At 56.8% G+C, this 20782-nt stretch carries 15 protein-coding genes; 2 read left to right on the top strand and 13 right to left on the bottom strand.

The window, feature by feature from the left end:
- A partial coding sequence (locus AWB68_RS25040) for an NAD(P)/FAD-dependent oxidoreductase (protein WP_143281971.1) occupies positions 1–908 on the bottom strand: 908 nt, incomplete at its 3' end.
- 387 nt (positions 909–1295) lie between these two features.
- Positions 1296–2594, bottom strand: a complete 1299-nt coding sequence (locus AWB68_RS25035) for an MFS transporter (protein WP_087647032.1) — start codon at positions 2592–2594, stop codon at positions 1296–1298.
- Positions 2595–2947: 353 nt separating this feature from the next.
- Between AWB68_RS25035 and AWB68_RS25030 the strand changes: the two genes are divergently transcribed.
- Positions 2948–3874, top strand: a complete 927-nt coding sequence (locus AWB68_RS25030; RefSeq protein WP_087647031.1) for a LysR family transcriptional regulator — start codon at positions 2948–2950, stop codon at positions 3872–3874.
- Positions 3875–4462: 588 nt separating this feature from the next.
- Here AWB68_RS25030 and AWB68_RS25025 read toward each other — a convergent pair.
- Positions 4463–4717 carry a DUF4148 domain-containing protein gene (locus AWB68_RS25025; RefSeq protein WP_087647037.1) on the bottom strand — a complete coding sequence of 85 codons (255 nt, stop codon included), beginning with the start codon at positions 4715–4717 and terminating at the stop codon, positions 4463–4465.
- A 94-nt stretch (positions 4718–4811) separates the two neighbouring features.
- Between AWB68_RS25025 and AWB68_RS25020 the strand changes: the two genes are divergently transcribed.
- Complete coding sequence (locus AWB68_RS25020) at positions 4812–5330, top strand: transposase (protein ID WP_125483030.1); 519 nt, start codon at positions 4812–4814, stop codon at positions 5328–5330.
- 162 nt (positions 5331–5492) lie between these two features.
- On the opposite strand, the gene AWB68_RS25015 is transcribed toward AWB68_RS25020, so the two are convergent.
- From AWB68_RS25015 to leuC, 10 genes are all read right to left on the bottom strand, one after another.
- Positions 5493–6677 (bottom strand): acetyl-CoA C-acyltransferase, encoded by a 1185-nt coding sequence (locus AWB68_RS25015; protein ID WP_087647030.1) that lies wholly within the window; start codon positions 6675–6677, stop codon positions 5493–5495.
- A 58-nt stretch (positions 6678–6735) separates the two neighbouring features.
- Positions 6736–8829: a 3-hydroxyacyl-CoA dehydrogenase NAD-binding domain-containing protein gene (locus AWB68_RS25010; RefSeq protein WP_160110062.1), complete on the bottom strand. Its 2094-nt coding sequence runs from the start codon at positions 8827–8829 to the stop codon at positions 6736–6738.
- 44 nt (positions 8830–8873) lie between these two features.
- On the bottom strand, positions 8874–10730 hold the full coding sequence (locus AWB68_RS25005) for an acyl-CoA dehydrogenase (protein ID WP_087647028.1): 1857 nt from the start codon (positions 10728–10730) through the stop codon (positions 8874–8876).
- 133 nt (positions 10731–10863) lie between these two features.
- Entirely contained in the window at positions 10864–11637 is a 774-nt protein-coding gene (locus tag AWB68_RS25000) for an SDR family oxidoreductase (RefSeq protein WP_087647027.1), read from the bottom strand.
- Entirely contained in the window at positions 11634–12587 is a 954-nt protein-coding gene (locus tag AWB68_RS24995) for an electron transfer flavoprotein subunit alpha/FixB family protein (protein WP_087647026.1), read from the bottom strand. Before AWB68_RS24995 ends, AWB68_RS25000 begins: the two co-directional genes overlap by 4 nt.
- Before the next feature lie 14 nt (positions 12588–12601).
- Complete coding sequence (locus AWB68_RS24990; RefSeq protein WP_087647025.1) at positions 12602–13351, bottom strand: electron transfer flavoprotein subunit beta/FixA family protein; 750 nt, start codon at positions 13349–13351, stop codon at positions 12602–12604.
- Between the two features lie 23 nt (positions 13352–13374).
- Complete coding sequence (locus AWB68_RS24985; RefSeq protein ID WP_087647035.1) at positions 13375–16872, bottom strand: indolepyruvate ferredoxin oxidoreductase family protein; 3498 nt, start codon at positions 16870–16872, stop codon at positions 13375–13377.
- Positions 16873–16907: 35 nt separating this feature from the next.
- Positions 16908–18029, bottom strand: coding sequence for a 3-isopropylmalate dehydrogenase (leuB, locus tag AWB68_RS24980; protein ID WP_087647024.1), 1122 nt, complete (start codon positions 18027–18029; stop codon positions 16908–16910).
- On the bottom strand, positions 18022–18660 hold the full coding sequence (gene leuD / locus AWB68_RS24975) for a 3-isopropylmalate dehydratase small subunit (protein WP_087647023.1): 639 nt from the start codon (positions 18658–18660) through the stop codon (positions 18022–18024). Before leuD ends, leuB begins: the two co-directional genes overlap by 8 nt.
- Complete coding sequence (leuC, locus tag AWB68_RS24970; protein ID WP_087647034.1) at positions 18660–20069, bottom strand: 3-isopropylmalate dehydratase large subunit; 1410 nt, start codon at positions 20067–20069, stop codon at positions 18660–18662. The genes leuD and leuC overlap by 1 nt, the downstream gene beginning before the upstream one ends.
- Positions 20070–20782 lie beyond the last annotated feature (713 nt).

Below are 20782 nucleotides of genomic sequence, written 5' to 3'. Positions count from 1 at the left end.
CCGTCGAGGAACGCGCGGATCGAGGGATGCGTCTTGTAGCGCTGGAATTCCTCGAACGGCGACAGATACGGATTCGAATACCCCAGCCCGACGACGAAGCCGACCACCACCTGGTTGTTGTCCATGTGATAGAGAAACGAGCCGCCGTAGGTGTCGTTCTCGAGCGGCCAGCCGGCCGTGTGGATCACGAGACCGGGCTTGTGCTTGATGGGATCGATTTCCCACAGTTCCTTGATGCCGAGGCCGTAGACCTGCGGGTCGGCGTCCTTGCGCAACTTGAACCGGTCGGTGAGTTGACGGCCGAGATGCCCGCGCGCGCCTTCGCAGAAGAGCGTGTATTTCGCGTGCAATTCCATGCCGAGCTGGAAGTTCTCGGTCGGTTGGCCGTCCTTGCCGACGCCCATGTTGCCGGTGACGACGCCGCGCACCGAGCCGTCTTCGTTATAAAGCACTTCGGCTGCGGGAAAACCCGGAAAGATTTCGACGCCGAGCGTCTCTGCCTGTTGACCGAGCCAGCGCGTGACGTTCGCGAGGCTGATGACATAGTTGCCGTGATTCTTGAAGTTGTCGGGCAAGAGCCAGTTGGGCACTTGCTTCGCGCTGTCCTTCGTCAGGAACAGGAAGCGGTCCTCGGACACTTCGACGTCGAGCGGCGCGCCTTTTTCCTTCCAGTCGGGGATCAGTTCATTCAGGCCGCGCGGGTCCATGACGGCGCCCGAGAGAATGTGGGCGCCGACCTCGGAGCCTTTTTCCAGCACGCACACGCCGATCTCGACGCCTTTTTCCTGTGCAAGCTGCTTGAGCCGGATGGCCGCCGACAGTCCGGCGGGGCCGCCGCCGACGATCACGACGTCGTATTCCATCGACTCGCGGGCACCGTACTGCTGCAACAAAGGGCTTTCCGTCATGCGTTCGCTTTCTCCAACCCTCAGACTACTACGCCAAGTAACACACCGAACTGGTTGCCCTGACGAAGCCTTTAATTATGTTCAAGGCGCGCCGAGGACTAAGGGAATACCGTCGGACGCATGCTACATCCAAGTTCGCATACAAAGGCCTTCGAACCGATGCCTAAGGCCAACTCGCACAACTGCTTCATAGATTGATGATGGCGACTTCAAAACATTGATAGAAGCGAGGGCTCTATATCTGCCCGTGCGTTAAGCCCGCAAAGCCGAAAAGAAGCGGCGCCAGCACGAATTGCGAACTACCAATCGTCGGATCGTCGCGAATTCAGTGCATTGTTCAGCGTTACCATAAATCGCCGCGTGCGAGCCACGATCCCAGTCGTTGGCCTATCGCGCGTTCATCGAAGGAACGCCCACGGTACGAACGTCCTTGGATGGAAAGGTCAATGCGACAAGCGCCGCCAATAGCATCAAGCACGCGATGACCAGAAGACCCCCGTTATAGGAGCCAGTGTGCTGTTTGACGTACCCCATCAAATACGGAGCCCCGAAGCCCGCCAAACTACCGATCGTATTGATTGCAGCTACTCCTGCCGCTGCTCCAACTCCCTTCTTGAGAAACATCGGGAGAAACGGCCAGAACGGAGCGTAGGCGCTGAACGTTCCAAATGCGGCGGCGATCAGAGCAATGGTCTTTGGAACCGCGCCCTCGACCAACCCGGCGGAAAGGTATCCAGCGACAGCGATGAACATAGGTATGGCGAGATGCAGTCGGCGCTCACCGCTTCGGTCAGAGTCGCGGCCGCACACCACCATCCCGATGGCGCCTGCTAGGAAGGGAAGTGCGGTGATAACGCCGGTTTCCATCTTCGAAAAGCCGAAACCGGAGATTATTTGGGGAAGGAAAAACACAATCCCATACGCTCCCGCGATCAGGCCAAGGTTTACGAAGCTCATCAACCAAAGCTTGGGATGCAGCAGGGCGTCACGAAGCGACGAGTGGTCTCCCGAATCGGACCCTTCGACATCGCGCCGCAGATGGTCGACAAGCCACGCGCGCTCCTCTGGCGATAACCACTTAGCGTCGTCCGGAGTGTCGGTAAGGTAGAAAAAGCACACTATCCCTAAAGCCACAGCTGGGATGCCCTCGATGAGAAAGAGCCATTGCCAACCCTGCAGGCCAGCGCGACCCTCGAGATACAGGAGCGACGCAGAGAGTGGCGCCCCGAGAACGATGGATAGAGGTATCGCGGTCATGAAGTAACCAAATACGCGCGCGCGATATCGCGCCGGGAACCAGAAAGTCAGATAGAAGATTACGCCCGGGAAAAATCCGGCCTCGGCGATGCCAAGCAAAATGCGCACGGCATAGAGCCCCTTCGGCCCAGTGACCAATGCCATACATGCCGCAATGAGCCCCCAGGTAATCATGATCCGGGCAATCCATCGACGCGCTCCGTACCTCGAAAGGAGAAGATTTGACGGAACTTCACAAATCACGTAACCAAGAAAAAAAATCCCCGCAGCGAACCCATATTCGGTGGATGACAACCCAAGGCTCGGCATCATTGTGAGAGCCGCAATTCCTAGGTTGCTGCGGTCCAGATAGGCGACGAAATAGCACACGATCAAGAACGGCAACACACGCCGCGTGACTCGTCGGATGATTGCGCTTTCATCTTGCATAATGTCTCCTGCATCGGTTATAGATTGGCGCCGGGTTGCGGGACCGGTCGACGTTCAGAGTATTTATCGAGCTGTCGTCCCCGTACAGACGTCTTGAACAATAGCTATAATGCACTGCATGCATATAACCAGGAAGTTGAATGGCGCGACTGATACAAGAAGCAAAGCACGAGTCCTCGCGGAAGATCGATGCAGAACGGCCCGAGTAGGGTTTCTACGGTCAATCCCGGTGGCGCCAATGTTTGGCAAAGAGTGACACGTGGGCAGACGTTCCGTCACGGTTCGGTGCCTGCTGCGCACTAGCGGTGCGAGTCGCTGGTAATTGGCTCCATTGACATTTAGGACGGAATCGGATGCCTAGCGAGCACGTAGCGTCACTTGACTTGAATTTACTCCGCGTCTTTGACGCAGTGCAGCGAACGAGGAGCATAACTGACGCGTCCGAGAAACTGGGTCTGACTCAGTCCTCTACGAGCCATTCACTTAATCGCTTGCGAGCCTTCTTCGGAGACCCGTTGTTTGTGTTCGTAAGGAGCAAACGGGCAATGGAACCAACGCCCAGAGCCGTCGAGCTGGCCAAGCCAATCATGGAAGCGCTGCTGTTGATAGAAGGGACTGTGGAGCGACGTCGCGTATTCGATCCGCTTACGTCGACACGTACCTTTAATATCGCGATGACAGACATCGGTCAGACGATGTATCTGCCAAAGTTGATGCCGTACTTGGCGACGGCGGCACCCCGTGTGGATCTCGCGATTCACCCGCTGGCACCCGACGCTACGCGCGAGGGGCTACAATCCGGCGCTATAGATTTGGCGATAGGTCCTATCGGGGGATTAGAGGCAGGTTTTTACCAGCAGCGCTTGTATGAAAGCTCTTGGGTCTGTGCCGTACGCAAAGGGCATCCCAGGGTAAAAGACGTATTGACGATCGAAATGTTTCTCGCCGAATCTCATTTGATCGTGGCGCCCCCTGGGACCGCACATGGCGGCTCGCTTTCCACTGCCATCTACAATACCGGGGAAAAAAGACGTGTTGCCCTTCGGGTTCCCGACTTTCACGTCGCCGCACAGATTCTTTCAGCGACCGACTTGATCGCGGCGGTACCGATGGGTTTTATCGAGATCGAGTCGGCAAGCGACTTCTTACGAAACGTGAAATTGCCGTTCGCGACTAACCAACTCGTGATACGTCAGTTTTGGCACGAAAAATTTCACGATGACGAGGATAATCAATGGCTAAGACGGGTCGTTCATCAACTATTCAGCGACGGCGGTTAGCCCGCCGTTGCAAGGCCGGCGCGCAACGGTATATCATCGCCCCAATACAAACGTTCTCGATCTTGGCTGCTCCGCATTATCGCCACCGTCGACCGGATAGCACGAGGTAACGAAAGATCCTCTCCGAACTTCACCAAGTACAAGTTCTGGAATTTCGGCCAGCTTTGCCGGACCGACTTGTAGGATAGCGCCCGCAAGGCGTCGCGGGGTACTTGGCATGGGTGGACCTATGTAATGCATCGACGAAGACGGACCTGGTTGGCCGATTCGGGACAGACTTGGCGATTCGCTTGACCTAGGCGAGAAGTCGAAAATTCCTTAAGAAAAATCATCTCGGTAGCCCGCGTCGCGCACTTCGCCATGATGCTCCAGGCAAGAACAGCAGTACAGTGTTTCTGGCAAACTTAGCGACGGTCGGTGATCCATACCATGTGTGCTGGCTCGTTGGACTTTCCGCTGACGAAGAAAGACGCGCCGTCGCACGTCCAAATGGTAGCAACTCGCCCCCGTGAGGGGGCGCTTGAAGCGCTGATCGGCGCGGCTTTACCTGTGCGCAACTAAAATCTCGTCGCTGACATCGCAGGGAACTTATTGACTTGCGCTCGCCCCTACCCTTGCCTTTTTCTGAGCATTTTGAAGATCTTGAGGATAGTTCGGATCGTTAGCCTTCGCCGGGTTATAGCCCGCATCCTCGAGCTTCTTCAACTCCGCATTCTTCTTCGCTCGTGCCTCTTTTCGAGCTGCCTTTTTCTCCGCTTTTGTTACCGGAGCGGCTTGCGTTGCGCTCGTAGCGTTAGCGCCAGTTTCCTGTGCGTACACTTGGGGAACGGTGGAGGCACTCATAATGACGACGGCAGCCGCCACTAGAATGGTTCGAATCGTCTCGTTCATTTTAATGTCCCAGTCCTTGGAAAGAATTGTCTAGCCTGATTTGAGTATGAAAGGAAACCCGAACGACAGCCAGCGGCGGGAGCCTCTCTTCGGAAAGCCTCGAAAGCATGTCATCGACCCGGTCCGATCAGCTCCACTACACGAAGACCCGCTCAGACGCCAGGATCTCGCGACCAACGATTTCGCGCTTGACCAAGCTTGCGTGTACTCTTTTCTCATCGCCTCGCTTCTCGCAGCGAACCGACGTCTGAATACCGCGTACCTGCTCAAGGAGTCGTTCGGGCAGTTGTGGGACTACGAGCGCGAAGGCTGGGCACGTCGCTTCTTCGAGAGCTGGAAATCCAGCCTGAAGTGGCAGCGTTTGAAGCCCTACGAGAAGTTTGCCGCGACGGTCGAGCGTCATTGGGACGGGATTGCTTCCGATTGCAAGCCAGAAAACAAGGTGCCGCTCGGCTTCGTTGAGGGACTCAACAAGATTCGGGTCATCCAACGACGCGCGTACGGATTGCGAGATGAGGAGTATCTGCGCCTGAAGATCCTCACTTTCATGCTGCCCCGAATCTGAAAAATGGCGATTTTTCATCATGCTTTTCCGCGAAGACCCAGAAAATGGTTGGGCGACGTGATAGCATTTGGCGCTCCTGAGCAAGCTACCAAGTCGGGCACGACCAAATGGCCTGACACTGTCGGTCGAGTCAAATACTGCCGTCTACAAATTAACAGTCGTTCAAGCGATTTCGAACAACGCTGCCGCCCCCATGCCTCCCCCTACACACATTGTAACGACGACATAGCGCGCGCCCCGTCGTTTTCCTTCAATTAGCGCGTGTCCGGTGAGTCTGGCTCCAGTCATACCATACGGATGTCCAACGGAAATACTTCCACCGTTCACATTATATTTGTCGGGATCGATCCCGAGCGCGTCACGGCAGTACAGCGCTTGACAGGCGAAGGCTTCGTTGAGTTCCCACAATCCGACGTCTTCGACAGTGAGACCATGCTGCTTCAGCAATTTCGGAATGGCGTATACCGGTCCGATGCCCATCTCTTCCGGCGCAACGCCCGCCACCGCCATGCCCCGATAAACACCAAGTGGCGCGAGGCCCATCCGCTCCGCAAGCTTTCCGTTCATCAACACACAAGCACTCGCTCCGTCCGATAGCTGGCTTGCGTTTCCGGCCGTAATTGAGCCTCCTTCAACAACCGGCGACAGCTTCGAAAGCGACAGCATGGTCGTTTCTGGACGATTGCCTTCATCTCGCGACAGCGTGAGGGTTTTATAGTCGACTCGCCTCGACTCCTTGTCGATTACCTTCATTGTCACAGTGATCGGGACGATTTCGTCATCGAACATACCATCGAGTTGACCCCTTGCGGTCCGCTCCTGAGACAGCAGTGCATAGTTATCCTGTGCGTCTCTAGAAATTCCATACTTCGTCGCCACAAATTCGGCCGTATGAAGCATCGGCATGTATGTATGTGGCGCTAGCTCAATGACGGCTGGATCCTTGTCCTCCTGCATCCATTCGAAATATCGATTTTGCACCTGCGAGATATTGTCTTGACCACCGGCTACGACGATGTCCATTCCGTCCACCAATATTTGCTTTGCGGCGGTCGCGATCGCCATCAACCCTGAAGCGCATTGACGGTCGATCGTTTGTGCGCTGACGGTATGGGGCAAACCAGCGGCCAAAACGGCTTGGCGTCCGATGTTCGACGCGGCCGTTCCTGCCGTTAAAACAGTGCCGATTACCGCGTCGTCAACGCGTTCCGGGTCAATTTCTGCTCGGCCTACCGCATGCCGTATTGCGTGGCCCATAAGTGTCGGCGATTTAATATCGTTAAGCGAACCGCGGAAAGCCTTTCCAATCGGTGTACGGGCAGTCGAAACAATTACAGCGTCGGTCATTGCGAATCCCTCAGGGACAGTTGCGTTGTTGCCATAACTCATGGTGAATAGCAGGCACCTAGGATAGGCTTAGCTTTTCACCTCCTGAGATTTGTGGGCTGATATCCCAGTAGCCGAAAGCATTGCCACGGATCGACGCGTAGGCCGCCAGCCGCTCTCTAATTTGCGCCGCTCCGACATAAGCAAGCATGTGCATTGGCCCTCCCTTGTAGGCCGGGAACCCATAGCCGTTGACCCACACAACGTCGATGTCACCGGCGCGGTACGCGATCCCCTCACTAAGAATTTGCGCGCCCTCGTTGATGAGCGGAAAGAGACAGCGCTCTACTATCTCCGAGTCGGAGATATTGTCGCGACGCTCGATTCCGTGCGTTTCCGCAAGTTGGTGGCACACCGCCGTCACCTCAGGGTCTTCGACGGGGGTTCTTCCTTCGTAGCGGTAGTAACCCGCACCAGACTTCTGTCCCAGTCGACCCAACGTGAACAATTGCTGGACAACCGCCCGATACGACGGGTCCGGAGCCAATGCGCCGGCCTTCTTGCGTTCAATGACAACCTTCGCTGCGACATCCACTCCGGCCATATCGATCATCCGGCACGGGCCCATTGCCAGCCCGACCTTCTCAATCGCTCGGTCGATCTGGGTTGGACTAGCACCCTCCATCAGCAGTGTCTCTGTTTCGCGCAGGTAGGGTTCGAGCATTCGATTCCCAATAAATCCATAGCACACGCCGGAAACGACCGCGGACTTGCCGATTGTCTTGGCGAGCGCCATAACAGTTGCAAGAACTTCCGGTGCCGTCTTGTCTCCTCGAACCACTTCCAACAGTCGCATGACGTATGCGGGGCTAAAGAAGTGCATTCCGACGACGTCAGATGGTCGCCCTGTCGCTTCCGCAAGAACGTTTATATCGAGCGTCGAGGTGTTGCTCGCAATGATTGCGCCAACCTTGCAAATACCACCAAGCTGCTTACAGATTGTTCTTTTTACGTCTAGGCTCTCAAAGGCGGCCTCGATAACCAAATCGCAGTCCCGCAACTCGAGCATGTCAGTGACACCCGATATCAAACCGACACGCCGCTGTGCTTCATCATTTGTAATGCGTCCCTTCTGAAGACTAGATTCGTAGTTGGTTTGAATTGTTCTTAGGCCCTTTGTCAACGCTTCCTTGCTCACCTCAGCGATGGTCACAGGGAAGCCTGCGTTGGCAAAGCACATAGCAATGCCGCTCCCCATCGTCCCCGCGCCGACGATTCCGATACTCGATATCTCGCGTCGAGTTGTATCACGGGGTAGACCAGGGATTCGCATCGCCTCACGTTCGGCAAAAAAGATGTGGCGCAACGCAATCGATTCTGGCGTATCCTTCAGGACATTGAATTCCGCTCTCTCGAGGCGCAGGCCCTCATCGAATGGAAGGTCAAGCGAGGCCTTGACGCATCGAACAATCGCGTGTGCGGCGAGCCCTCCTTTGTCCGGAGGCGGAAGCGCCTCGGCATACGACGAAAAGAACCCTTCTTCAATAGTCGAAGCGTCCACAGTGATTTCGCGAGTGGGGCGAAGCTGACGTTTGCCTTCGATTAGTTTAACCGCCAGCGCGAGGGCGGCGTCCCGAAGTCCATCTTCAACAACCACGTCGACGATGCCCAATTGCTTCGCCTTGCTAGCTGAAATTGGTACTCCCCCTGTCATAATGTCCAACGCCGCGCGGACTCCTGCAAGTCTCGGGAGCCGTTGGGTGCCCCCAGCACCGGGAAGAATGCCGAGCTTCACTTCGGGCAGCCCTAGCTTTGTCGAGGCTAGCGCGACGCGGTAGTGAGCCGCGAGTGAAAGTTCGAGGCCGCCACCGAGCACTGTCCCATGCACCGCTGCGATCACTGGGCAGGCAAGCGCTTCGACCGCGTTGAAGACGTCGCTATGATCGGGTTGAGGAATCTCCGTCAAATCGAACTCGGTGATATCAGCACCAGCCATGAAAGTCCGACCCGCTGCGCAGAGGATCACTGCCTCAATGGAAGGGTCCACCCGAGCTGCGAGAAGTCCGTTCATCAATTCCTGCCGCACCGTTTGCGATGCTGCGTTTACCGGCGGATTGTCGATCTCGATCCACAAGATGGCGCCGTTACGGGTGAGATGTACTAGTGATGTCATGATCGATCTCCCTATGGTTTCCAGATATATCCTATTGGGCGCGGTTAGAACCACGTCTCTTGCATTCGAAGACATGTATCATCGTGTGTTACACATGGCCTGAGCCACGCTTCTACCTTGGGCAACTCGTATCTGAAAAAGTATCGAGCGGCTTGTAACTTACCCTGGTAAAAATCCGAGTCCCGACTTCCGTCCTGCTTGGCACAGGTGATTGCAGCGGCGGCAATGTCGAGCCATATCCACGCCATCACCGTGTGCCCAAATCCCTGTAGATATAACGTCGCGTTCGCAAGTCCAACTTCGGCGCTTACGTCAGTCAGTGCCGCCGTGGTGGCTTCGGTCAGGTCGATCAGCGACTGCTCAAGGGCGAGGCCGAAGTCACTCAACTCCGTGTGTGATCTAGCCGCTACGATCGTGGCTTCAATCCGTTCGACCAGGAGCTTAAAATCAGCACCGCTGTCCGCAGCGACCTTTCGGCCTAACAAGTCCAATCCCTGTATGCCGTGGGTTCCTTCGTGAATCATGTTGAGACGGTTGTCACGCCAGTACTGCTCGACAGGAAAATCGCGTGTATAGCCCGCCCCGCCAAGAACTTGGATCGCCAGGTTGTTTGCCTCCAGTCCCCATTCACTCGGCCAGCTCTTCGCGATAGGCGTAAGCACCTGCAGCAGACGCTCGGCATCAGCCCTTTCACGGGGCCCGCCAGTGTTCTTTAGGTCGACCAATCGCGCGCAGTACAGCCCGAGGGCGAGCCCCCCTTCAGCGTACGTCTTCTGAGCGAGAAGCATGCGTTTGACGTCCGCATGTTGGATGATGGGGACGGGTGCAATTGACGGGTCCTTTCCTGCACGGCCGTACGGACGTCCTTGCGGACGGTTCTGCGCGTAGTCAAGTGAGGCAAGATAGCCCGCATATGCCAGCATGCTCGCTCCCATGCCGACGTTAATCCTGGCTTCGTTCATCATGTGAAACATGTACTTCAGCCCTTCACCCTGCTTGCCGATCAGGTATCCGATCGCTCCGTTGCCCGTGTCGGTCCCCTCCTCCCCGCCTACCGGAAAGCGGCCTTCACCGAAGTTAAGCAGCGTATTGACCGTCCCACGATAACCGAGTTTATGATTTAAGCCGGCAAGCGCGATGTCGTTGCGACGACCCGTACAGCGTCCGTCACCATCGACCAGCTCACGCGGTACCGCGAAAAGGGAGATCCCCTTAACACCGGCGCGCATTGCGCCGTCTGCGCCAGGGACTTTCGCGAGTACAAGATGAACGATGTTCTCCGATAGATCATGTTCGCCGCCGGAGATCCACATCTTGCTTCCGAAGATCCGATAGCGGGGCCCAAGGGGATCTGCCTCATACGCGCCTGCATCCGGTAATGCGCGTGTCTGGATATCTCCGAGGCTCGATCCCGCTTGCGGCTCACTCAGACACATGGTGCCAAAGAAGCGCCCTTCCATCTCCGGCGACGCAAACGCTCGTATCTGCGCTTGCGTCCCATGTGCTAGCAAAAGGTTGCAATTGGCGTAAGTAAGCATGCCGTACGCGCTCAAACCGATGCTAGCCATGGCGAAGAAGCTGTTCGCCGCCATGTCAATAACATACGGCAATTGCATACCGCCATGTCCATAGTCATGTCCTGCGGCAAGCAGTCCAGCTTGTGCATATGCTGCTACCGCTTCGCCGGTTTCCCTGGGCAAATGGACGCGTTCGCCGTCGAATTGTGGTTCTTCAAGGTCGACAAGCCGGTTGAACGGTGCGAAGCGTTCCCTGGCAATTCGCGCGCTCGTGTCCAGGACCGAATCAAAAGTCTCCCGGGAATGCTCCGCATATCGTTCGCACTCCGTGAGATTCTCCACGTTCAGCCAGTCATACAAAAGGAAGTCAAGAGTTGTTCGCATGAGATTCGGGTTTTTCCTGGTTGAGCAGGTCGTCGACGGGCGACCCATCGTTGGGCCTCGGCTACTATGCGTACGATAGGAGACGCCCTTGGGCGCCGATCATCCGACCGGTCGGGTTACCGCCCGACACTCGTCACACAGCAGTCATTCCGCCGTCAACCGCGACTATCTGACCGGTGATGTAAGCCGATGCGTCTGACGCGAGCAGTGCTGCAATCCCTTTCAGGTCCTCGTCGCCGCCAAATCGCCGCATGGGACACAAAGACACGAGTCCATCCGCCTTATCCAACACGCCCTTCGTCATCTTGGTCGGAAAGAATCCCGGCGCAATGGCGTTGACGGTGATGCCGTATTGGGCCCACTCGGCGGCAAGCGCACGCGTTAAATTCACAACCCCTCCCTTGGTGGCGTTATATCCAACTGTCGTCATATGCCGGGGGTCTACGCCTATAAGACCTTCGATCGAAGCCATATTGAGAATTTTCCCTGACATGCCCGGAATCATCGAAAGCCTCGCGACCGCCTGTGTAATCAAGAAAAGTCCAGTCAGATTTAAGTTGACAAGCTTGTTCCATGCTTCGAGCGGGTATTCGCTTGCGGGAGCGCCCCACGTGGCTCCGGCGTTGTTCACCAAGATGTCGATCGAACCTAGCTTCTCGATAATGTCCTTGACTAACGGTGACACTGACTCGTGCACTGACAGATCGCAAACGAACGCATGGCTCGTGACGCCGCGCGCCTCAAGCGCATTTACGGCTAGGTCAAGCTCTTCTTTCGTTCGCGCGGTAATTACGACCGTGGCTCCCATCTCACCCAAGGCTTCGGCCACTTGAAGACCAAGCCCACGGGAGCCCCCGGTTATAAGCGCTATACGACCCTTCAGGTCAAGCAGGGACTTAAGGCTCATTGCGTACCCCCGTTCTCGCCTAAAAGTCGAGTCAGCTCGGGAACCGCCACAAACAGGTCAGCCACCAGGCCGTAATCGGCCACACCGAAGATCGGAGCTTCAGCATCCTTGTTGATCGCTACGATGACTTTGCTGTCTTTCATGCCGGCCAAGTGTTGGATAGCGCCCGAGATGCCCACTGCGACATACAGTTGCGGCGCGACGATCTTACCGGTTTGACCAACCTGATAGTCGTTGGGCGCGAATCCCGCATCGACTGCGGCACGCGACGCGCCGAGCGCTGCGCCCAGTTTGTCCGCAAGCGGTATCAAGATCTTGGCATAGTTCTCGCCGTCGCCCAGACCCCGGCCGCCCGAAACGATTACCGACGCCGACGTCAGTTCCGGACGATCCAGCTTCGTCAGTTCACGAGACACAAACTGCGAAATGCCTGCGTCGGCAGCGGCTTCGATTTTTTCCACCGATGCACTGCCGCCTTCCGCTGTCGCTGGATCGAACCCGGTCGAACGAACCGTGATGACCTTGATCGGATCTTGTGATTGAACCGTCGCGATAGCGTTGCCCGCGTAGATCGGGCGCTCGAAGGTGTCCGGTCCGTCGACTGCGGTGATGTCGCTGATTTGCGCGACATCGAGGTGAGCAGCGATACGCGGCGCGATGTTCTTGCCGTAGGCCGTTGCCGGCGCGAGGATGTGCGAGTAGTCCTTCGCGATATTCAGCACTGTCCCTTCGACGTTCTCAGCCAGTCCTTCAGCGAGTTGCGGTGCGTCGGCAAATAGGACTTTAGAAACACCGGTGATCTTCGCAGCGGCATCCACTGCGGCCTGTGCGTTCGAACCCGCGACCAGCACATGGATATCGCCACCAATCTTTTGCGCCGCGGCGACTGTGTTCAGCGTCGAGGCCTTGATCGATGCGTTGTCGTGTTCCGCAATTACCAGAATCGTCATTTCGTGCGTCTCCCTTACAGAACCTTGGCTTCGGTCTTGAGTTTCTCGACCAGCGCCTTCACGTCCGGCACCATCGCGCCGGCTGAGCGCTTGGGCGGCTCGACGACTCTCAGCGTTTTGAGGCGTGGCGCGACATCCACACCGAGGTCCGCGGGCTTGATCGTCTCCAGCGGCTTCTTCTTAGCCTTCATGATGTTCGGCAGCGTGACGTAGCGCGGCTCGTTCAGGCGCAGATCGGTGGTCACAACTGCGGGCAAGGTCAAAGACAGCGTTTCGGAGCCGCCGTCGACTTCGCGCGAGACCGTGGCCTTGCCGTCAGAAACCACGACCTTCGCGGCGAACGTCGCCTGCGGCAAGCCGGCCAACGCGGCAAGCATCTGACCAGTTTGATTCGAATCATCGTCGATGGCCTGCTTGCCAAGAATCACCAGCGAAGGTTGTTCCTTGTCGACGAGCGCCTTCAAAATCTTCGCGACTGCCAGCGGCTGCAAGTCCTCGGCTGATTCGACGAGAATCGCCCGATCCGCACCGATGGCCATCGCAGTGCGTAACGTTTCCTGACATTGCGTCACGCCGCATGACACTACGATCACTTCAGTCGCAACGCCCGTTTCCTTCATTCGGACCGCCTCCTCCACAGCAATCTCGTCGAACGGATTCATCGACATCTTCACGTTCGCGACATCGACGCCGCTTCCATCGGACCTCACGCGAACCTTGACGTTGTAATCGACTACGCGTTTCACAGCGACCAGTACCTTCATATTTCATCTCCAGATTTCTTCTATTACGCAGCGGAAAGGCTCGTCTCAACGACTCGAGGCTCGAGATATGCTCTTAACATTTCGCTCTCGCGGCACTTAACCTTCTGAACATTCTGCAGCTTGACGTGACCATAGCCCCGAATTTCAAGAGGAAGTGCAGCTATCGACACTGCCCCCGCAATGTTCTCTTGCGACAAGCGCCCCAGCAGCATGGAGATGGTCTCCTCGTATTCGGTGATCAAGCTACGCTCCATTCGGCGCTCCGATGTGTACCCGAAAATGTCGAGTGGGGTCCCCCGGACAAACTTCAGCGGCGCGAGAAGCTTAAAAAGCCGGAAAGTAGATGGCCCGAAGTTTCTCTTCAACACTGCGCCGGTTTGCGGATCATGCTTCGACAGCAGCGGCGGCGCTAGGTGAAAGCTTAACGTGAACTCGCCCTCGAACTGTTCTGCCAGCTTTTGCTCGAAAGCTCCGCTGGTATAAAGCCGCGCGACTTCATACTCATCTTTATAAGCAAGCAGCTTGAAATACGCTTTGGCAACCGCCCGAGTGAGTGCCAGCTCAGAAGGATTGACACGTGCGACAGCGAGTTCCGCCTCGCGGACTTTCTCGACGAGTTGCCGGTAGCGCCCAGCATAACCGTCGTTCTGATAAGCTCGCAGGTCGAGCGCTCGACGTTCGATGAACTCGCTCAACGGCATTTCCGTCGCCGATGCCCCCTTCGAAGTTTCGTTCTTGAAGCGGCGTGGATCGTGTGCGAAGAGCCTTCCCAGTGCGAAGGAACGCTTTGTTTGGTCAATCGATACGCCGTTTAGCTCGATTGCCTTTTCGATCGACGCGCGAGTCAGAGGAAGCGCCCCGCGTTGATACGCGCAGCCGACGAGAATCATGTTCGCGGACAGGGCGTTACCGGTAAACGCCAGCGCCAGCGCAGTTGCGTCAACCGCAAGCGTATGGTCGATGCCTGCCGCATTTGATACGAGTTCGCAGGTCCGATCGATCTGAAAATCAATGTCGGGATTTCGCTGAAAAGCGCCGGTCGGGACCAGATGCGTATTCATGACCACGTGCGTGTGTTCTCTAAGTACGCTTCGCAGTGCGTCGCGCGATCCGGCTACTAGCGCGTCGCACCCCAACAATAGATCCGCTTCGTCCGAACCGATCGCTACCGCATGGATCTCGTCAGGGTTGGAGGCAATCTTCAGGTGACTAAAGACGGCGCCTCCCTTCTGAGCCATACCCGTCATGTCGAACACGGACGCTCCTTTGCCTTCAATGTGGGCTGCCATGCCGAGAACCGCGCCGATCGTCACGACACCCGTGCCGCCCACTCCTGCGATCAGTATGTTGAAGGTATCGGACTGACGAGCAGGCGACGGTTCCGGAATAAGCGCGAGGTCAGCGTCCTCGAGCTGAACGAGCTTGGGTCTCCGGAGCTTTCCACCGTGCACGGTGACGAATGATGGACAAAAGCCGCTTATGCAACTCAGGTCCTTATTGCAACTTGCTTGGTCGATGACACGCTTACGCCCGAGCTCGGTTTCGAGAGGCTCCACACTCACACAGTTTGATTTGACAGAGCAGTCGCCGCAGCCTTCACATACTGCGTCGTTGATGAACGCGCGTACCGGTGGGTCGATCAGTGTTCCGCGCTTGCGTCGCCTGCGCTTTTCGGCTGCGCAGGTCTGGTCATAGACCAGAACGGAAGTTCCTTTCACCTCTCGCAACTCCCTCTGCACGCTGTCCAGGTCGTGTCGATGATGAATCGATACACCCGGCGCGAAGGCCCCCCGGTCGGGGTATTTGTCCGGCTCATCCGTGACAACTCTTATCGCTGCAACTCCCAGAGCCTTCACCTGGTGGGTGATGGCCTGCACCGTCAACAGGCCTCCGCCTTCAACCGGCTGACCTCCAGTCATCGCGACCGCGTCATTAAACAAGATCTTGTAGGTTATGTTCGCTTTGGACGTGACCGCTCCATGAATCGCAAGCATTCCCGAGTGTGAGTACGTGCCGTCGCCGAGATTCTGAAAGATGTGCTTCGTCTCAGTGAAAGGGGCAATACCGGTCCAAGTAAGGCCCTCTCCGCCCATATGAGCGGACCGTAGCGTTCGGCCCATAAAAATCCCCATCCCATGGCAGCCAATACCGCCTACGGCGACGCTGCCCTCAGGGAGGTTGGTCGATGAATTATGGGGACAACCTGAGCAGAAATAGGGCGTGCGCGGGTTTCCGGAGGTCGCCAATGAGAGTTTGAGCGAGGTCCGCGTCTGGGCGCTAGCAAAGCGTCGATCGATCTCTACGGTAGAAATGCCGCATTCGCGCAACCGGGCGGCAATTGCTCTCGCGATCTCCTGCGGCTCCAGAACGTAATCTGACGACAATAACGGTGCACCTGACCCGTCAGTCTTGCCGGAGATCCGCGGACGTTCGTTTGACGGACAATCGTAAAGCAATCGCGCAGCTTGGTCTTCAAGGAATGGCCGCTTCTCTTCGACGAACAGCAACTCTTGTAGGCCTTTCGCAAAGCGCCTGATTCCTTTCGGCTCCAGCGGCCAGATGAGGCCGGGCTTGTATAGCGCAATGCCCATTTCGCACGCGCTCGCATCGTCGATGCCCAGCAACTGCATCGCCTGCAACACGTCGAGATAAGACTTACCCGCTGCGACGATGCCGAACTTGGCCTGAGGTCCGGAAAAGATAACGCGATCTATCTTGTTGGCTCGCACGAAGGAGTGCACGAGCGGTAGTTTGAAGCGTACGAGCCGCTTTTCGTCAGCAGCGGGCGCAAACTCCAACTGCGAGGACGCGGAGAAGTTCACTCCTTCGGGCGGCAACGCGACCTCCGTTGGCAGCACAACTCGACTTCTGCTCTCGTCAATGTTGACGGACGCCGTATTCTCAACGGTTTCGTTGACGCACTTAAGGCCGACCCATAACCCGCTATAGCGGGACAAAGCCCATCCTGAGAGGCCGAAGTCGATGTAGTCCTGGATCGTCGCGGGGTAAAGGACGGGGATACTGTTCGCGGCGAGCGCCTGCTCGCTCTGATGCGCCACGGTCGAGGACTTCCCTGCGTGGTCGTCTCCGAACACCACCAATACACCCCCTAGTGGAGCGGTGCCGGCCAGGTTCGCGTGCTTCATCGGGTCACCAGCGCGGTCGACCCCTGGGCCCTTTCCGTACCAGATTGAGAAAACACCATCGTACTTTGCCCCAGGAAACGTGTGAGCTTGCTGTGTTCCCCACACGGCAGTAGCGGCCAAGTCCTCATTAACACCAGGAGCGAAGTGGATGTGCTTCTCTTGCAAAAAGGTCTTCGCTTTCCATAATTCAGTATCGTACGTCCCTAACGGCGATCCCCGGTATCCCGAGATATAGCCGGCGGTATTATTGCCATCAGCGAGATCGCGCTCTCGCTGCATGAGTGGCAAGCGCACCAGGGCCTGCGTTCCGGAGATGAAAACCCGTCCCGATTCCTGGGTGTACTTGTCTTCGATCGTAACGTTAGCATTTGTCATGTACTTCCCCTTCCCACCATTCGGGCCCCGCGCGTTCATTGAGCACTCGGGGCCGACAGTTCTTCTAAGGCACGGATCACGGCATCACCCATACCCACGGTCGATAGCTTGCGCTCGTCTGGCCCGGCCATGTCTGCGGTCCGTGCACCATCATCGAGGGCCTTTCGCACCGCCTGTTCCAACAAATCGGCGTCACCCGCAGCACCGAGCGAATGACGCAGCGCCATTGCAAAACTGAGGATGGTCGCCAATGGATTCGCGAGGCTTTTTCCTGCAATGTCAGGGGCACTGCCATGGATAGGCTCATACAGTGCGTTGTGTCGCCCGCGTTCATCGGGTGCGCTGAGCGAGGCCGACGGCAGCATGCCCAGCGACCCGCAAATCATCGCTGCACAGTCGGAAAGGATGTCACCAAAGAGGTTATCTGCGAGGATGACATCAAACTGGCTCGGGCGCCGCACGAGTTGCATCGCACAGTTGTCGGCGTACATATGGGTAAGCTCTACGTCCGCGAACTCCTCGGCCTGCATCCTCTGAACTTCCTCACGCCATAGCTTTCCGGACTCCATAACATTCGACTTCTCGACGGAACAAAGATGCTTGTTCCTACTGCGTGCGAGTTCGAAGGCCACGCGCGCGACCCTTCGAATCTCGCCGCTGGTATATACCTGGGTGTCGACACCGCGCCGTTGACCGTTCGGCAAGGTTTCGATGCCACGTGGGGTTCCAAAATAGATCCCACCGCACAGCTCACGAACGAAAACGAAGTCGACGTCTTTGATCACATTGGGCTTTAGCGTAGACGCATCTCGTAGGGCATCGATCGCTTTGATTGGCCTGAGGTTCGCGAATAGATCGAGTTCCTTGCGCAGGAAAAGCAGTCCGCCGCTCTCGATGACATCTGCAGGCAGGGCCTCAATCTCTGCCCCGCCGGTCGCACCGAAAATGATTGCATCGGCTTGCTTACATTGCATGAGCACGTCCACGGAAATCAGACGTCCGTCGATCCGATATTGAGACATCCCGTACAAACCGTCCGATAGTGTCGCGTTTAGCCCATGCTCCAGGAACCATGCGGCAATCCGTCGCGCTTCTGCCACCACTTCGGGTCCGATGCCGTCTCCGCCCAAAAACAGAACTTTCTTCTTATCAGTCATTTGCTAGCGCTCCATCGGTAGGCAAGTAAATCCATGGACGCCGGATCCGATCTGCGGTCTGAAAAGTATCGATAACGCTTTCGGATAACAGCGTCACGGCGATCTCATCGAGTCCCTCAAGCATCTGAGTGCGCCGCGCAGGCTCTACCACGAACGAAAATCCCTCCCCGTCGGACAGTGTCACCGTCTGACGTTCGAGATCGACGGAGACCGTCGTAGCTGGACTCGCTTCGATCAACGACGCGATGCGAGAAACTGTCTGCTGCGGCAGTACGACGGGCAGCAATCCGTTTTGAAAGCAGTTACCGAAGAAAATGTCGCCGTAGCTAGGTGCGATGACGCATCGAATGCCGAGGCCCTGCAAAGCCCATACAGCGTGTTCGCGCGAGCTTCCGCAACCGAAGTTGGCGCCGGCAATCAAAATCGGCGCGCCGCGGTAGTCGGCCGTGTTCAATACGAAGTCCGGGTTTTCGCTCCCATCAGGCTTAAAGCGCAAAGCCTCGAAAGCGTAGGCGCCTAGCTCGGACCGCTTGAGGGCAGCGAGACGCTCGATTCTGATAATGACGTCGGTATCAATGTTGGCTCGCACAAGTGGGGCTGCACGGCCAGTCAACGTAGTGAACGTTTCCATCACTGCTCCTGCTTACGGACGTCGACAATGCATCCGGCGAGCGCCGCCGCCGCTGCCATCGCTGGACTAGCTAAATGGGTCCGAGCGCGCGGGCCCTGGCGACCAACAAAGTTCCGATTGGACGTGGACACACTTCTTTGACCTGGCCCTACCGTTTCACCATTGACGGCGAGACACATCGAGCAACCCGGACTTCGCCATTCAAAACCGGCGTCCGTGAATACGCGGTTGAGGCCCTCGGCTTCGGCGGCCCGTTTGACGGACTCAGACCCTGGTACCACCCACGCCTTTACGCCCGGCGCAACTTTTCCGCGGCGGGCTACCTTTGCTGCCTCACGCAAGTCGGAGAGACGGCTATTTGTGCATGAACCGATGAAGACAACATCGACAGGCGTTCCCTCGATACGCTGTCCTGGTTCAAGCCCAATGTACTTCAGTGCATCGATCATTTCCTGCCTACGCTTTGGATCCTTCTCGTTTTGTGGGTCCGGAATTGTGCCGCTGACATCAATTACATCCTGAGGGCTCGTTCCCCACGTAATCTGCGGCGCAAGGTTGGATATGTCGATCAAGACTTCCCTATCAAAAGCGGCACCCTCATCACTTTTGAGGGAGTGCCAATTTTTCAGCGCTTCGTCCCAAAGCGGGCCCGCAGGCGCGAATGGTCGACCAGCGAGATACTCGATCGTTACGTCGTCGGGAGCGACCATACCGACCTTCGCACCGAGTTCGATCGAAAGATTGCATAGTGTCAGACGTGCCTCTACTTCGAGCGCTTGAACTGCTTCCCCTGAGTACTCGACGGCGAAGCCGCTGCCGGCGCCTGCTCCTATTCTTCCAATCAGATGGAGCACCATGTCCTTTGCCGTGATTCCGTTTGCCTTGCCAACGAAGACGACGCGCATCAGTCTCGGTTGTCTCTGCACGATTGTCTGGGTCGCAAACACGTGTTGCATTTCACTTGTTCCAATTCCAAATGCCAACGCGCCGAGTCCGCCGTGAGTGCAAGTATGACTGTCGGCGCAGACGATTACCGATCCCGGCAAACTTAGGCCAAGCTCCGGACCAATCACGTGAACAATTCCTTGGCCCACCGTGTCGACGTCAAACAAGCGTATGCCTGCCTCATTCGTAAGCGTGCGGAAGTCCCTGAGAAGCCGCTGCGCAACGGGAATCGTGTCTGCACGACCCGGCGTTGTGGAAATTGTGTGATCCGGCGTGGCAATGGTTAGCTCCGGATTTCGGACCTTTAACCCTCTTGCCTTGAGCTCGTACAGTCCTTCACCGCCCGACAAGTCGTGGACCAAATGGCGGTCGACGTGCAGTAGTGCTGCGTCGGAACCACGCGACGCTACGACATGGGCGTCCCAAACCTTCTCAAACAAGCTCCTGGGTGTTTCATGAGTCATCTCCGTCGCCTCTTCTAGTGCTCTAACGTAGAGGTCATTCTGTTTAGTCTGTCCAAACCTGTACAGACGACCCACTGCATACATTGAATGAATCGGGCGCATGGCATACCGCGCGCCCATAGCCCTATCTAAGCACTGTTGGGGACTATCCCCGCTTGCAAGAACCTCGGTCCGGTTACGGTCGGCCCGGAGTTGAGGCTAGAATTAAGGGAGTGTGTGCGCGAAATTGACATTCGCATTGAGTGTGCGAAGGCACATCGATGCCTGCCGCCGCTGCCAGAACGTCTGGGGAATCGATTCTTTACTGGCATCCGGCCCAGTCGGGCCCCACCGCATTAGAATCGTTCCACCCCATTTGGGAACAAATTGTCCCTGGGAAAGTTGATATGGTGTCGTGTTGTGGCTCACTGTCAAGATCGATGCGGCTGAGCATTGCTTGCTACTTCGCGCGCGAGACGTGCACAAACACGTTTGTAGGGGCGAGATAGCGACAGGGAGGCAGTTAAACCCTCCTTGCCAATGACCGTATGTGAACGATGGCAGTCGCTGTGAAGGCCTGTGCGGGCGCATACTGGCTGGAAGGAACAATCCAATCCAGTGTACTGGCACAAGGTGTGATTGCCCACACTGCAGTTCGGCATACGGTCTTACGGCTCACCTTTGCCGGCGGTTTGTAGCCGCCGCGCGTCCGTCAATGACAGTTGAGCTTGGCT

The sequence above is a fragment of the Caballeronia choica genome (assembly GCF_001544535.1).
GTDB classification, from domain to species: domain Bacteria; phylum Pseudomonadota; class Gammaproteobacteria; order Burkholderiales; family Burkholderiaceae; genus Caballeronia; species Caballeronia choica.
Note: the sequence above shows the minus strand (reverse complement) of the source record. Positions and strands in the feature narration are given on the sequence as shown.